14 protein-coding genes are annotated in these 13,511 nt (G+C 70.5%); 8 read left to right on the top strand and 6 right to left on the bottom strand.

Annotated elements, in window-relative coordinates:
- Positions 1-95: 95 nt before the first annotated feature.
- Positions 96-644 carry a DUF1062 domain-containing protein gene (locus ACNAW0_RS28575; RefSeq protein WP_416291134.1) on the top strand — a complete coding sequence of 183 codons (549 nt, stop codon included), beginning with the start codon at positions 96-98 and terminating at the stop codon, positions 642-644.
- Between the two features lie 473 nt (positions 645-1,117).
- Here ACNAW0_RS28575 and ACNAW0_RS28570 read toward each other — a convergent pair whose 3' ends face one another.
- From ACNAW0_RS28570 to ACNAW0_RS28560, 3 genes are all read right to left on the bottom strand, one after another.
- The gene (locus tag ACNAW0_RS28570) at positions 1,118-2,014 is read right to left on the bottom strand and encodes a GNAT family N-acetyltransferase (protein ID WP_416291133.1); all 897 of its coding nucleotides are present in this window, start codon (positions 2,012-2,014) and stop codon (positions 1,118-1,120) included.
- Between the two features lie 34 nt (positions 2,015-2,048).
- Positions 2,049-3,152, bottom strand: coding sequence for a winged helix DNA-binding domain-containing protein (locus ACNAW0_RS28565; protein WP_416291132.1), 1,104 nt, complete (start codon positions 3,150-3,152; stop codon positions 2,049-2,051).
- Between the two features lie 176 nt (positions 3,153-3,328).
- On the bottom strand, positions 3,329-3,598 hold the full coding sequence (locus ACNAW0_RS28560) for a hypothetical protein (protein WP_416291131.1): 270 nt from the start codon (positions 3,596-3,598) through the stop codon (positions 3,329-3,331).
- 49 nt (positions 3,599-3,647) lie between these two features.
- On the opposite strand from ACNAW0_RS28560, the gene ACNAW0_RS28555 reads away from it, so the two are divergent.
- From ACNAW0_RS28555 to ACNAW0_RS28540, 4 genes are all read left to right on the top strand, one after another.
- Positions 3,648-4,319, top strand: a complete 672-nt coding sequence (locus ACNAW0_RS28555) for a methyltransferase (RefSeq protein WP_416291130.1) — start codon at positions 3,648-3,650, stop codon at positions 4,317-4,319.
- A gap of 56 nt (positions 4,320-4,375) precedes the next feature.
- Entirely contained in the window at positions 4,376-4,936 is a 561-nt protein-coding gene (locus tag ACNAW0_RS28550; RefSeq protein ID WP_416291129.1) for a nucleotidyltransferase family protein, read from the top strand.
- A 127-nt stretch (positions 4,937-5,063) separates the two neighbouring features.
- Complete coding sequence (locus ACNAW0_RS28545; RefSeq protein ID WP_416291128.1) at positions 5,064-5,357, top strand: hypothetical protein; 294 nt, start codon at positions 5,064-5,066, stop codon at positions 5,355-5,357.
- A gap of 109 nt (positions 5,358-5,466) precedes the next feature.
- Complete coding sequence (locus tag ACNAW0_RS28540) at positions 5,467-6,129, top strand: GNAT family N-acetyltransferase (RefSeq protein WP_416291127.1); 663 nt, start codon at positions 5,467-5,469, stop codon at positions 6,127-6,129.
- A gap of 51 nt (positions 6,130-6,180) precedes the next feature.
- Here the strand turns inward: ACNAW0_RS28540 and ACNAW0_RS28535 are convergent, their stop codons facing one another.
- Positions 6,181-6,921: a YsnF/AvaK domain-containing protein gene (locus tag ACNAW0_RS28535; protein WP_416291126.1), complete on the bottom strand. Its 741-nt coding sequence runs from the start codon at positions 6,919-6,921 to the stop codon at positions 6,181-6,183.
- A gap of 349 nt (positions 6,922-7,270) precedes the next feature.
- Here ACNAW0_RS28535 and wrbA point away from each other — a divergent pair, with 349 nt between their 5' ends.
- Positions 7,271-7,888, top strand: coding sequence for an NAD(P)H:quinone oxidoreductase (gene wrbA / locus ACNAW0_RS28530; RefSeq protein WP_416291125.1), 618 nt, complete (start codon positions 7,271-7,273; stop codon positions 7,886-7,888).
- A gap of 70 nt (positions 7,889-7,958) precedes the next feature.
- Here the strand turns inward: wrbA and ACNAW0_RS28525 are convergent, their stop codons facing one another.
- A complete protein-coding gene (locus ACNAW0_RS28525; RefSeq protein WP_416291124.1) occupies positions 7,959-9,881 on the bottom strand; it encodes a chorismate-binding protein in 1,923 nt (640 codons plus the stop codon).
- Positions 9,882-10,148: 267 nt separating this feature from the next.
- Between ACNAW0_RS28525 and ACNAW0_RS28520 the strand changes: the two genes are divergently transcribed.
- Together ACNAW0_RS28520 and ACNAW0_RS28515 are read left to right on the top strand one after the other, a co-directional pair.
- Positions 10,149-11,552, top strand: a complete 1,404-nt coding sequence (locus ACNAW0_RS28520; RefSeq protein WP_416291123.1) for an FGGY family carbohydrate kinase — start codon at positions 10,149-10,151, stop codon at positions 11,550-11,552.
- Between the two features lie 240 nt (positions 11,553-11,792).
- The gene (locus ACNAW0_RS28515) at positions 11,793-11,963 is read left to right on the top strand and encodes a roadblock/LC7 domain-containing protein (RefSeq protein WP_416291122.1); all 171 of its coding nucleotides are present in this window, start codon (positions 11,793-11,795) and stop codon (positions 11,961-11,963) included.
- Between the two features lie 60 nt (positions 11,964-12,023).
- Here ACNAW0_RS28515 and ACNAW0_RS28510 read toward each other — a convergent pair whose 3' ends face one another.
- Positions 12,024-13,379: an IS4 family transposase gene (locus ACNAW0_RS28510; protein ID WP_416291121.1), complete on the bottom strand. Its 1,356-nt coding sequence runs from the start codon at positions 13,377-13,379 to the stop codon at positions 12,024-12,026.
- Between the last annotated feature and the right edge of the window lie 132 nt (positions 13,380-13,511).

The raw sequence follows: 13,511 nt of genomic DNA, 5'->3' as shown, positions 1-13,511 counted from the left end.
CTGTGAGACCTCCCGAGCGCTGATTTGTCGCGCGTCGCGCATCTGCGCCGCGCTCCTTTTTGCTGCGGACTTCTCACTGAAACCGGTGTACTTCTGTGCTCAAAAACTGGGTGGTCGTGCCCATCTGCCTGCCGCTGGTACGCCGTCGTTGCCACGCGTGCGCGTCCGAGCGTTTCCAGGCAAGCGGTAAATTTCGCGTCAACGCAAACCACAAGCTCATCGACGCCTGGCTCCTCGCGCTCTGTACCGGTTGCGGGGAAACTGCAAAGCTCACCGTCCTGGAGCGGATGAATGTGCGCTCCGTACGACCTGAGCTGCTGGACCGGCTGCATCACAACGACTCTGGCCTGACAGCTGAGCTGCTCCAGGATCCGGTCGTGCAGCGCCGTAATCGCATCGCCCTCGACTGGGGCAACGCCTGGCGCCTCGACACCGGCGGTTCGGATCACCTGGACCACGAGGTGATCGACGTCTCGGTCCGCTTTGCGGCGCGGATCCCTGTCCGGCCGGTGCGACTGATCGCTGAAGGTTGCGGTCTTTCGCGGGCCGAGGTCGAGAGACTGATCACGGAGGGGAAGCTCGTTTCGGGAGTCCGGCTGAGCGGCAAGCTCTCCGGCGACTTCACCTTCACGCTCAAGCGCTGAGCTCCTCGGGACCACGGGCCTGTCCGGCATCATCGGCCGGACAGGCCCTAACTATCGCCATTCCCCCCGGCCCTGAACAGAGCGGCCAGGATTCCTGGCGATCCCCTATTGAAAGAGCCTGCCGGGCCTTCTGGAGCGGGCTGGCCTGCTGATGATGGAATCCTTGCGCCTGCGGCGCACCATGATCGAGTTCGCCTTCCTCTTCAGCCCTCGCAGAATTCTGTCCTTCATCGCACGCCTCCCGTCTCGCGTTTGGCCATGGCGATCCCGCGCCGACCGTGAGGCGGGCGGCTCCGCGGCGGCAGGGCGCTGGGCTCGTCTGGCTTGACCCATTGCGCACTCCAGCCGGCGTACCCGATGAGGCGACAGCCATTCGTCATCGTCGGCGCTGCGCGGCCTCGCCGTCGACGTCCTCGGCGGCTACGTCGACCGGGCGATTTGACTGTGCCTGACCAGCCATATGGTGCAGCGCGTCACGGTGCGAGGTGTTTCTCGAACCAGTGGTGGGCGTACTGCTCGGTGTTGTAGGGCTCGATTTCGTGGTAGCCGGCCGAGCGGTACATCGCGATCGCCTCGGTGAGATTGCGATTGGTGTCCAGCCGGACGGCGGCCCAGCCCCGCTCGGCGGCGTATCGTTCCAGCTCGCTCAGCATCCGCCGCCCGATCCCGAGCCCGCGCACGGTGTCCGCCACCCAGACACGTTTGATCTCGGCGGGCGCGTCGCGGTGGAGCTTGACCGCACCGCAGGCGACGGGCTCGGAGTTGAGGGTGGCGAGCAGGAACACACCGGCGGGCGGGACGAGTTCCTCGTCGCGGACCGGGTTGCTCAGTGCCGGGTCGAATCCGTCATCGAACCGTCGCGTGATGTCACGAGCGTAGGCCCGCACGCACGCCCGGGCCCGCGGATCGCCCGGTGGGCACGGCTCGATGACGACCATCGACGAGATGAGCAGCCGTTCGACCTCGGCCATCGCCGCGGCGAGCCGTTCGCGGCGTTGCTCGGTGAGCGGTTTGAGGATCGACCAGGCAAGTTCGTTGGAGCGCTTGTCGAGTTCGGCCCACTCGGCCCGCCCGGCTGCGGTGAGCGCGGCGACTCGCACCCGTCCGTCGCCGCCGATCTGATCGGCCGGGCCGACGGTGACGAGCCCGTCGCCTTCGAGGGCGCGTAGTAGCCGGCTCAGGTACCCCGAGTCCATCCCGAGCCGGGCCCGTAGCGCCGCGACCTCGGCGCCGCCGGGGCCGATCTCCCACAGCAGACGTGCCTGCGCGAGAGGCCGTCCGCGGGCCATGTACTCGTCGTCGAGCGCGCCCACCCGCTGGGTGACCGTCCGGTTGAACCGCCGCACTGTGGCAATGAGCTTCGAGTCCATATACCTGACTTTAGTCAGGTACCGAGAAGAGATATCAGTCTGGGCGTACCAGCGGCAGACCAAGGTAGCGGGCGTAGTCGGCCAGGGCCGAGTCGACGCGGGACCGCAGCGCGTCATCGAACGGTGTCAGCGGACGCACGGTCACCGTGACGGCCGTCTTGCCGATGGTCCGCTTCCACGTGCCGACCACCCGGCCGCTGCGGACCACCGTCGACTGGAACACGCCGTTGCCGCCGGGGACGACGGCCGCGGCGTGCGCCGGATCGAGCATCAGCGTGCGGTCCTTGAAGCCGAGCAGGTATTCGTCGAAGCCGGGCAGCGTGTGCACGTCGTCGACCGGCTCGCGGGGCGCGTCGAGCAGGGCGGCGTCGAGCAGGGCCTCGGTGCCGTCGACCTCGACCGTGGCGAGGGCGTCGCCGGCCACCGCGATGCCTCGCTTGGCGTCGGTGATGGTCAGGCCCGTCCAGCGAGCGAGGTCGTGCCGGGTGACCGGGCCGTGGCTGCGCACATACCGCAGGGCGAGCAGGCCGAGCGCCTCGTCGCGGTCGGGGCGGTGCGGGTCAGGCACCCACTCGTCGAGCAGGGCGAACGTCTGCTCTGTGCCGACGTGGGGGGCGATGCAGGTGACGCCGCGCTGGGCGGCGTACCAGAGCAGGTGATAGCCGCGCTGCCCGCCGGTGTCGATGCCGGCGGCGTCGAGGGTGGCCAGGCACTGGGCGCGGGTGAGCCGGCCGCCGCCGGCCAGGGCGCCGCCGAGCACGTCGGCGGCACGGTCGGCGTCGGCCTCGGTGAGGCCGAGCTGGGCGCGGCGGGTGGCGGCGCCGGCCAAGGTGCGTACGCCGGTCACCGCCAGCATCCAGTGGGCGTCCCGGGAGGGCACCAGGTGAACGGTGCCGCGCATGGGCCAGGTCCGCAACGCTTCCCGCCGCTCCAGCGCCGCCTGCACGTCGGCCTGGGTGCGCCCCGGCAGGCGTACGCCGAGCGACCAGAGGCCGCTCGCCGCGTCCTGGGCCTGCATGGCGCCGAACCACTCGATCACGCCGGCCACTCTGTCGGGGCGGGCGTGCGGGTGTGGGCGCAGCAGCAAGCTGGCCATCCGCAGTGCCAGCGCCTCAGCACCGGTGAGCCGTACCGGCAACCCTGCCTCCCGTTGGTCGGTAGATCGCCAGCATAGGCGGGCCCTATGACATCCTTCCTGATCAAGATCGGGACCAGTTGGGCTGGCTGCCGTGGCCTCGGATCGGGGCTACGGCAGTCAGCGCCATCGAGCTACGGCGTCAAGGGCTGTGAACTCGGGTTCGCCAGCGGCGAGGGTCAGGACGGCCGCCCGCCAAACCGCCAGTTGTGCACCTCGATGTCGGCGTACCGGTCCGGGGTCAGCACGGCGCGCGCCTTGTCCGGGTCCGGTGCCCGGACAAGTGCCGCCGTGCCCAACCAGGTGGCGCCGTCGTCGGACAGCAGCGGCCCGTACGCGATCAGGTCGTCCCGGTCAGGCGGCACCGCGAGGTCGGCGTCCTGCCCCGCGCCGAGACCGAGCACCAGGTATCGGTTACCGCCGGTCCGGCCTCCCGGGAAGTCCCACATGCAAAGGAGGGACCGCGTGGGGGCAGGGGGTATGCCAGAGTGACGCGCGATGAGCGTCGCGAGAAGCACCGCCGAGGCGTGGAACGAGGAATACCGGCACGGCCGCTATACCGATGAACCACCTGTTGGTTTCGTCGACGACATTCTGCGGGCTGTCAGTCGCGAGAACATCTCCACGGGTCTCTACATCGGCTGCGGCAACGGCAGGAACCTGCTTCCGCTACTTGACGGCGGTCTGGACCTTCTGGGCCTGGACGTTTCGGATGAGGCCATCCGCCAGCTCGCGCACGCCCGGCCGGACCGGGCGAGTCATCTGGTTCATGGGGACCTCGAAGCGTTGCCGCCCGGCCGTCGGTGGCCGCTCGTGGTCGGGATCCAGGTGTTCCAGCACGGTGACCGGCGTGAGACACATGAGCACGTTCGGATGGCGCAGGAGCGGGTCGAGGCCGGTGGGCTGCTGTGCGTGCGCGTCAACGCTGTCGGAACCGACGTGTGGCCGGCGCATGAGATCGTCGAGCGTAATCCGGACGAGGGCTTCTCGGTCCGCTACACCGCAGGGCCGAAGAACGGGTTGACGATCCACTTCTTCAGCCGGGCAGAGCTGGACACCCTCTTCAAGGGCTGGATGCCCGTGCTTGCGCTGCGGGTGCACCGGACCGAACGAGTCCCACCGGGCATCGGCCAATGGGCCCAGTGGGAAGCCATCTGGCGTCGCCCGTGACCACGTCCCCACGGCTCGCCGCCGGGAACGAAGAGCACCCGAACGACCGCACGGCGTTGGTCGATCTGATCCGGTCGAGCGCGTGGTTCGTGCGCGTGTTGGAGGCAGTACGTGCCGAGTCCCTCGCCGACGCGTGGGTAGGCGCTGGGGTTCTGCGCGACCTCGTCTGGGGCGAGCGGTACGGGTCCGGCTTCTCACCTGCCCGCGTCCGGGACGTCGACGTGGCGTTCTTCGACCCCCATGATCTGAGCCGCGGCAACGACGATCAGGTGACCGAACAGCTTCGGGCACGCCTTCCGGGAGTGCCGTGGGAAGCGAAGAACCAGGCCGCGGTGCACATCTGGTACCCGGGCAAGTTCGGCGGCGGCGCAGTCGAACCGCTGACATCGATCCAGGATGCCGTCGACACGTGGCCGGAGACCGCTACCGCGGTGGTGGTGCGCCTCGACCTGGACGATGCTGTCGAGATCTGCGCCCCGCTGGGCATCGGCGATCTTCTCAACGGCGTCTGGCGGCGCAATCCCCGACGCGTCACCATCGCCCGGTCTCTTGCCCGGCTTGAGCGTCATCAACCTCGAACACGATGGCCCGGCGTCACCGTGATACCACCAGCGTGAAGAACGCGGGATCGCAACGCCCGGCCTACGGCAGAGGCGCAGGTCCCGCCGACTCCATCGGCGAGCTGGCGATCAACTCGACGGCTGAGCGATGAGCGGGGATCGGCTCTCGTGAGAGCATGCGTCCATGAGCAGTGACACCGCCCTCGAGGTGAGCGCCCTGGCGATCAACGTCACGATTCCTGAGGGGCTGCGGTGGACCGACACGCGGCGCGGTGAGGAGTTCACACTGACGACACTCAACGTCCGGCTCCTCCCCGACGGGCGTCTCGCGGCGAAGGCCTACGGCCGGCCGACCGGCGGGGGCCGCGGCACGTACGTCTCGTTCCCCGTGCCCGACAGGCCCGAGCTGTTGGCGCTGGTCGACAACGCTGCCAGCCGCGCCGGCGCGCTGTGGGCCGCTCACCGCGGTCTCAGCTGAGGGTTCGCCTGCTACGGCCCAGCAGGCCCCCTGCGTCATGGCAGATGGATCCGGGTGACCGCCGGAAAATCAAATCGCGCCGCTGACGTACTTGTGTGAGTGTTGCCGAATGCCGCAACCAGTTCTACGTACTGCCCGCCTACTGTTGGTTCCACTCGCGGACCGGCACCTCGAACTGGAGGTCGAACTCGATTCCGATCCGGAGGTGCTTCGCTACATCAGCGGGCGGGCCCGGTCCAGGGACGAAGTGCTCGCGTCCCATGCGCAGCGGATGGCCTTGGCGGGCAAGGTAGACGGCTTGGGCTTCTGGATGGCGTTTGGATCTGATGGGGGCAGGCGTGGCTCGATGCCGCCGGAGCGTGAGGACGAGGGCGATTTCATCGGGCTGATGATGCTTCCGCCGGCGAACGGCCCCGACCAGCCTGACGACCCAACCGTCGCAGAACTGGGTTACCGCCTCGTTCGTCGGCACTGGCGGAAGGGGCTGGCCAGCGAGGCGTCCCGCGCCTTGCTGCGGCATGCCTTCGACACCGTGGGGCAGAGCCGGGTGATCGCGCAGACCATGGCCGTGAATGCCGGGTCTCGAGGCGTGATGGAGGCCGTCGGCATGCGGTACGTGCGTACGTTCTTCCCGTCCTGGGATGACCCGCTGCCGGGCACGGACTCGGGTGAGGTTGAGTACGAGATGACCCGTGGGATGTGGGAGGCGGCCGAAGCGCTCGTTTCGGCTGAGAGTGAGCATCCCGGCCCGCACGAAGCTTCTTGTTCATGATCTGACGGCTGCGGGCGGGCGGTCTATGCCCGCCCGCCCGGGGTGTTTCGGTCAGTCGGTGCGGCGTGCCTGCTCCGGTACGTCCGCGTCGACCACCTCCCGCTGGACCTGTGCGTGGACCGGGCGCTGTTCGACGACTTCGTGGCTGGTCAAGCGGACCCGCTCGACCGGGACCCGTTCCTTGGCCGCCACCGGGTGCTCGGCGTGCAGCACCAGTTCGCGCTCGTCCTCGCCGATGTGGGGCCGTACGTCGCCGCGGTTCGCGGCGGTGATCGGTTCGCGGACGACGGTCACCTCGTCGTGCTGGACCGGCACGGTGGTGTGGACGTTCTCGGTGACTACCCGTTTGCGTAGTCGTGCCGTGGCGACCGGCTCGCGTTCGGTGCCGACCCGCAGCCGTTCCTCGGAGCGGATCATCTCCGGTGGGTTCGCCGCCCGCTGCGGTGACGGTTCCGGTTGCAGGGCGGCGCTTCGTACAGGCAACTGGTAGTGCCGGTAGAGCTGGGTGAGTTGGTCCACGCCCAGCGGCTGGTCGGTGCCGCTTTCCACGGCGGGGGCGCTGCGCACCGTGGACTTGTCGTACGGCACCCTCACCCGGCCTTCCTGCAACTGTGCGGTGTGCAGTGGGGCCATCGACTGGTGGCGGCCCGGGATGTCGGTCCGCACGCTGACCCAGGTGGGCTCGCCGGCGGCGTCGGCCCAGACCTGGCCCACGCTGCCGATTTTCGCGCCCGAGCGGTCCTGGACGTCCTGCCCGTACAGCGAGCGGGTCTGCTGTTCGGTCAGTCGCATGGTTCGTCCTTCCTCTCACGGGTCAAGGAGAGGATCCCCGCACGGGGCGGGCGGCATGCCGGGGAAATCGGACGAATAGGGGGAGCAGGAGCAGAAGTCCTGATCGCGCTGCGCCAGCCGCGTTGCCGGCGGAGCGCGATCCCCCGTTCAGGTCCTGGTGTCGGGCGGTGGTCTGCCTGGACCCGGTGCGTCCAGGATCCCTGGTGTCTGGGCTGGCGGCCGACGGTTCGGCGGGGAAATTGCGCGAATTTTGAGCTCCGGCAACCGTTTGATCAGGGGTGCGCGGTTTGCCGAGGCGAGCGAAGGGTAGTCGTCGGAGCCGATCCCGTCACCGAGGGGGAAATGTCTGATGGCTGGCCAGGTCAACGTCGCGGTGATCTACTACAGCGCGACCGGCATCACCTATCAGATGGCGCAGGCGGCGTGCGAGGCCGCCGGGGAGGCCGGGGCGGAGGTACGCCTGCGCAAGGTGCGGGAGCTGGCGCCCGACGAGGCGATCCGCTCGAACTCGGGTTGGGAGGCGCACCGCCTGGAGACACAGAACGTGCCGGAGGCGCAGCCCGACGACCTGACCTGGGCCGATGTGGTGATTTTCGGTTCCCCCACCCGGTACGGGTTGATCGCCGCGCAGCTCAAGCAGTTCATCGACACCACCGGCCCGCTGTGGGCCCAGGGTGCGCTGGCCAACAAGGTCTACAGTGCGTTCACCTCGACGGCCACCTCGCACGGCGGTCAGGAGGCGACGTTGCTGTCGTTGTTCACGGTCGTCTACCACTGGGGCGGCGTCGTGGTGACTCCCGGCTACACCGACCCCAGTCAGTTCGTCGCCGGCAACCCGTACGGCGCCTCGCACACCAGCAACAACGGGGAGATCGCCCCGGACCATCTGGCCCTGGCGGCCACCGCGCTGACCGCGAAGCGGGCGGTGCAGATGGGGGCCGCGTTGAAGCGGGGCCTGGCCGGCTGAGCCGGCAGGTGGTGACCGGTGGCCGGGCGGCGCTTTTCGACCCCGTCCGGGCCACCGGTCGATGGCAGCCCTACCCGCGGTCGGCCGGTCCGTGCCGCCCGGTCAGCGCCGGATGGGCGAGCAGGTGTCCGAGCAGGTCTGCGAGCACGGCCAGGCCGTCGGGGCTGAGCACCGATTCGGGATGGAACTGCACGCCGGCGAAGCCCGGCCCGCGCAGCGCGTGCACCGCACCGTCGGCCGGATCCCGGGACAGCTCGACCGGGCCGTACGGGGTGGCGGCCCGGTCCGCGTCGGCGTGGGCGGTGAAGCTGGAGTAGAAGCCGACGCGGCGGGTCGCGCCGAACACCGGCACGTTCCGCTGCAGGCCCTGGTAGGGGGCGTCCCGGCGGCGCAGCGGCAGCCCGAGCAGCCCGGCGAGCAGTTGGTGGCCGAGGCAGACGGCGAGGGTGGGTCGGCTGCCGGCCAGCAGTTCGGCCAGCAGTCCCCGCATCGCCGCCATCTTCGGCTCGGCCAGGTCGTTCGGGTCGCCCGGTCCCGGGCCGACCACGACCAGGTCGTACGGGTCGACGGGGCCCGGGTGCCGCCAGTCGCGGCGGGTCACCTCGAGGCCGAGGGCGCTGAGTTGGTGGGCGAGCATTCCGGTGAAGGTGTCCTCGCCGTCGACGATCAGCGCTCGGCGGCCGGTCAGCCCGGGCAGCATGGCGGTCCCGGGGGCACGTTGGTCCAGCCAGAACCGGGCCAGCGGCGTGTTGCGGGCGGCGAGCGCGGCGCGTACCAGGGGATCGTCGGCGAGCCGGACGATGGGGCCGGGGCCTGGCTGCGGCGCGTCCGGGCCGAGGCCGAGCGCGGCGAGTACCCCGGCCGCCTTGGCGTGCGTCTCGGCCACCTCGCCGGCGGTGGTGGAGTGCCGGACCAGGGTCGCTCCGACCGGGACCCGCAGCTCGCCGGTGGGGGACAGTTCGGCGGTGCGGATCAGGATCGGCGCGTCGAGGGTCTGCCGGCCCGCGGCGTCGCGGCCGAGCAGGGCGAGCACCCCGGCGTAGTAGCGGCGGCCGGTGCGTTCGTGGCGGGCGATCACCCGGCACGCGTTCTCCATGGGGCTGCCGGTGACGGTGGGGGCGAACATGGTCTCCCGCAGCACTTCCCGTACGTCGCGGGTGCCCCGGCCGGCGAGCAGGTACTCGGTGTGCGCCAGGTGTGCCATCTCCTTGAGGTAGGGGCCGACGACCTGGCCGCCGTGTTCGGCGACGGTGGCCATCATTTTCAGCTCCTCGTCGAGCACCATGTACAGCTCCTCGACCTCCTTCGGGTCGTGGAGGAAGCGCAGCAGGGCGTCGCGGTCGGGTGTCGCGCCGGTGTGCCGGAAGGTGCCGCTGATCGGGTTCATCATGACCAGTCCGTCGTCGACGCTGACGTGCCGTTCCGGGCTGGCGCCGACCAGGATCCGGGTGCCGGTGTGCACGACGAACGTCCAGTACGCGCCTCGTTCCCGCTGCAGCAGCCGGCGCAGCGCGGACAGGGCCGCGGTCAGGGGGTCGCCCTGCACGGTGGCCCGCAGGGTGCGGTGGATGACGAAGTTCGCGCCCTCGCCACGGCCGATTTCCTCGGCGAGGACCCGCTCGACGGTGGCCGCGTACTCGGTGTCGGTGATGTCGAATCCGGCGTCCCGGGTGACCACGGGCGTGTCGGGCAGCGCGGCCATCACCTCGGCGAGGGGTATGCGCTGGTGTTCCTCGACCAGCAGGCATTCCAGCGGCGTGCCGTCGTCGACGCAGGCGAACCCGCGTTCGGTGATCTGCCGGTACGGGACCAGGGCCAGGGTGCGCGGTCCGGGGCCGTCCTCGGGCAGGGGAATGTCGGCGAGCCGCCCGGCGGTGCGTACGGGGCCGGTGAGCAGGTCGAGGTGGTCGGCGCCTTCGCGGCGGATGAGCGCGAACGGGCCGGGGTCGACGCCGGCGGCGACGGCGGCGAGCGGGTCGTGCGGGCTGGTCATCGGTTCTCCTCGGTGGCCGGTGGCCGCCGGTGGGGCGACCGGGGTGCCGGGGAGAGACCGGCGGCCGCCTCGTCGGGCGGCCGCGTGGGGAAGCTACGCGCGGGGGTGGGCCGCCGGGTCGGCGGGCCACCAGGAGGACAGTTGCGCGGGCATGTCGATCACTGTACGCGATCGTGTGGCCGCGGGGAACCTGATCGTCGTGCACCGCGGATCCGACCGGCGCGGATCTTGGCTTGGGCGCCACTCCCGGCGGGTAGGTTGACGGCGATGGCCATTCTCGCGCTGGACCTGGGTACCTCGTCGGTACGGGGACTCGTGCTGGACGTGGACGCCGCCCCGCGTCCCGGCGCGCTGGCCCGGCGCAAGGTTCACCCGGTCACCGGCGAGGACGGCACCGGCACCCTGGACGGCCCCGGCTACCTCGCCTGTCTGGTGGAGTGCCTGGACGAGCTGGCCGCCGGGGGCCACCTGCGCGACGTCGAGTTGGTCGCCACCTCGGCGCAGTGGCACTCGGTGCTGCCGCTCGGCGGCGACGGGGAACCGCTCGGCCCGGTCCTGACCTGGCTCGACACCCGGCCGGAGCCGCTGGCCGGGGCGCCCGGGCCGGCCGATCCCGACGCGTTCCACCAGCGCACCGGTACGTGGTGGCACCGCTGCTACTGGACGGTTCGGCTGCCCTGGCTGCGGGAGCGGGCCGGTGCGCGGATCTGCCGTTTCGTCGGGCTGGCCGAGTACGTGTTCGGTGCGTTGCTCGACGAGGCGCCGATGTCGGTGTCGATGGCCTCGGGCGCGGGGCTGCTCGACCTGCGCCGACTGGAGTGGGATGCCGAGGCGTGCGAGTTGGCCGGCGTACGCCCCGAGGACCTGCCGGCGCTGGCGCCGCGACGGTGGCACGGCCGGCTGCGCCGCGAGTACGCCCGGCGCTGGCCGCAGCTGGCCGACGCCCGCTGGGCCGGGCCGGTGGGCGACGGCGCCGCCTCCAACGTCGGTTCCGGCTGCGTCGATCCGTCCCGCGCCGCAGTGACCGTCGGCACCTCCGCCGCGGTACGCCTCCTTCAGGCGGTTCCCGCCGGGGTGCAGCTGCCGCCGCTGCCGCAGCAGCTGTGGCGGTACCGGGTCGACCACGAGCACGTGGTGACCGGGGCGGCGTACTCCAGCGGCGGGAACCTGTTCGCCTGGGCCAACCGGGAGCTGCGCCTACCCGCGGGCGCCGAGCTGGAGGCGGCTTTGTTCCGGGCGACCGACGATCCGCGGATCCGGGTCAACCTGCGGTTCGGCGGTGACCGGCCGCCCGGTCTCGCGCCTGCCGGCTGCGGTGAGCTGCACGGGCTGAGCTTCGACACCACCGCCGTCGATCTGCTCGCCGGGCTGATGGCCGGCCTGTGCCGGATGGTCGCGGACGATCTCGCCGTGCTGGAGTCCGGGTTGGACCACTCGACCGAGGTGGTGCTGGGCGGTGGGGCGATGGCCGCGTCCGCCTGGTGGCGTGGGGCGTTCGCCGACGCCCTGGCCCCGCGTACGGTGCGCCACCAGCACAACCCGGAGGTCGGGGCGACCGGTGCGGCGCTGGTGGTGCTGGGCCGGATCACCGAGGCGGCGCTGTTCGGCGGCATCGACCGGGTGGACGAGCCGGTCGTGCCGACAGCGGCCGGCGGTGCCTCGCCGGGCTGACCTTCCTGGTCATGCGACCGCTTGGCCCGTTGACACCGCCCACCGGCCTGGTTGGATGGATCGCGGCACCACGTCGATGGCGGAGTCGAGCGGGACCGAGGAGGACAAGCGTGGCAAGTCCCGATCCGGCTCGGGCGGCGGGCTCGCGCCCGCACCGGCGCGGCGATCGGGTGATGCCACACCGGCGGCGCTCGCGCCTGCGGCTGCGGGAGTGAACGCGTTCGCGGAGCGGGTCCCGGGGTGGCGCACGCGGCGGTGGTCTCCTCCGACGGGCTGCTGGTGGCGGTCTCGGCGCACCTGCCCCGTGACCACCCGGACAAGCTCGCCGCGGTGACCTCGGGTCTGATGAGCATCACCGCCGGCGCGGCGCAGATGTTCGACGGGGACGTGGTGAAGCAGATCGTGGTGTAGATGGGCCGCGACTACCGATTTGCGGGCCAGTGCTCCGCCCTTTAGTCCAAGACCGTGAAGTTAAGGATCGCCCTGGTCTGTCAAGGCGGGTTGGCCTGCGATGATGTCGATGCTGAGGGTCGCGAGGTAACTTTTGCGGTCGACGCCGAGGCTTTTGTAGGCGTAGCGGGACAGGGGTCGTTTCACCGTGCGGGGGCTGACGCGTAGGCGTCGGGTGGGCATGAGGTTGTCGAGCAGGTGACGTCCGATGGTCCCGATGAGGTCGATGGTGGTCTCGGCGATGACGTTCGCGGCCTGGACGATCAGATCCTTGGCGGTCTGCACGGCGGTGGTGAAGCTGGCCCGGTCGGGGTCGACGCCGCCGGCGGCGTCCGTGGTGTCGGTGATCGCGATCCGCAGGACCTGATAGATCGTGAGCAGGGCGTAGATCTCCTGGGTGATGAGCGCCGGGATGGGTGAGCGCAGCACTCGACGGCCGAGCAGCGTCGATTTGATCTCCAGGTAGGCGGACTCGACCTCCCACCTTTGGTGATACAGCTTCACGATCTCGAACGCCGGGAACCTGCGGTGATCGAGCAGAGTGGTCGCCAGCCGGTAGACACCGGTCCGGGTCCCGGCGGTCGTGGAGACGGTGATCTCACACGCGATGATCCGGACCCGCACCCCGCCGATGACCGAGGTGTACGAGCCGTCGTGGTGCCGGGCGAGTACCGGGGGCTTCCGGTTGCCGTTCAACCGGACCAGGAACTGCGCGCCGGTCCCGGCCACCGCGCCCAGGAACGTGTTGCTGTCGAAGCCCCGGTCGAGCAACACGATCATCCGCGGGTGCAGGCTGCGCAGCAGCCGTGCCGCGTGGGTGGTCTCCCCGTCAGTTCGGGGACCGAACACCGCGTCGATGACTGCCCTCGTGCCGCAGGCGACCAGGGCCACCAGGCGGACCTGCGGGTACCCGGCGGTGCCGTGCTGGCTGCGGTTCTTACCCAAACGCACGGTGTGACCCGGTGAGTCCGGCACGTCGAACACGGTGCCGTCGATCGCGGTCACCAACAGGCCGCACCACCACACCCCGACCGTGCGGATCGAAGCGGCCGGACCACGCAGCAGATCGAACAACGCCCGCAGTGGTGCGACACCAACGCGGACCCGGGCATGCCACAACCCGGTCGCCGACGGGCGGGTCAACCCCATCCCGTGCAGGCCGGCGACGAGTTTGTCCCACACCCCCAGGTAGCCCACCTCGGCGAACAACCCGGCGGCCAGCAGCAGATACACCACCACCCGGGCTGGCAACAGCCGGACCCGCTGCTGCGTGCGTCCGGTCTCGGCGAGCACGGCGTCAACCATCTCGAACGGCACGATCCGGGTGAGTTCCCCGAGATGACCTGGCGCGAACACGCCCTTCGCCACCGTGATCACCCGAGTGATGACAGAATGCTCCGACAGCGGGGCTCCCTCGTAGATGGCTGGTCTTGGTCGACAAGCCGTTCTACCGGAGCCCCGCTGCCTCGTTACCGGCACCCTCCACCATGCTCAGACAGCCCTTGACAC

The sequence above is a fragment of the Micromonospora sp. SL1-18 genome (assembly GCF_047921505.1).
GTDB lineage: Bacteria > Actinomycetota > Actinomycetes > Mycobacteriales > Micromonosporaceae > Micromonospora.
Note: the sequence above shows the minus strand (reverse complement) of the source record. Positions and strands in the feature narration are given on the sequence as shown.

Excerpts from the sequence above, each read along its gene's own strand:
- ACNAW0_RS28570 (WP_416291133.1), bottom strand. The coding sequence starts at position 2,014 with ATGGACTCGAAGCTCATTGCCACAGTGCGGCGGTTCAACCGGACGGTC.
- ACNAW0_RS28560 (WP_416291131.1), bottom strand. The coding sequence starts at position 3,598 with ATGTGGGACTTCCCGGGAGGCCGGACCGGCGGTAACCGATACCTGGTG.
- ACNAW0_RS28555 (WP_416291130.1), top strand. The coding sequence starts at position 3,648 with ATGAGCGTCGCGAGAAGCACCGCCGAGGCGTGGAACGAGGAATACCGG.
- ACNAW0_RS28545 (WP_416291128.1), top strand. The coding sequence starts at position 5,064 with ATGAGCAGTGACACCGCCCTCGAGGTGAGCGCCCTGGCGATCAACGTC.
- ACNAW0_RS28540 (WP_416291127.1), top strand. The coding sequence starts at position 5,467 with ATGCCGCAACCAGTTCTACGTACTGCCCGCCTACTGTTGGTTCCACTC.
- ACNAW0_RS28535 (WP_416291126.1), bottom strand. The coding sequence starts at position 6,921 with ATGCGACTGACCGAACAGCAGACCCGCTCGCTGTACGGGCAGGACGTC.
- wrbA (WP_416291125.1), top strand. The coding sequence starts at position 7,271 with ATGGCTGGCCAGGTCAACGTCGCGGTGATCTACTACAGCGCGACCGGC.
- ACNAW0_RS28525 (WP_416291124.1), bottom strand. The coding sequence starts at position 9,881 with ATGACCAGCCCGCACGACCCGCTCGCCGCCGTCGCCGCCGGCGTCGAC.
- ACNAW0_RS28520 (WP_416291123.1), top strand. The coding sequence starts at position 10,149 with ATGGCCATTCTCGCGCTGGACCTGGGTACCTCGTCGGTACGGGGACTC.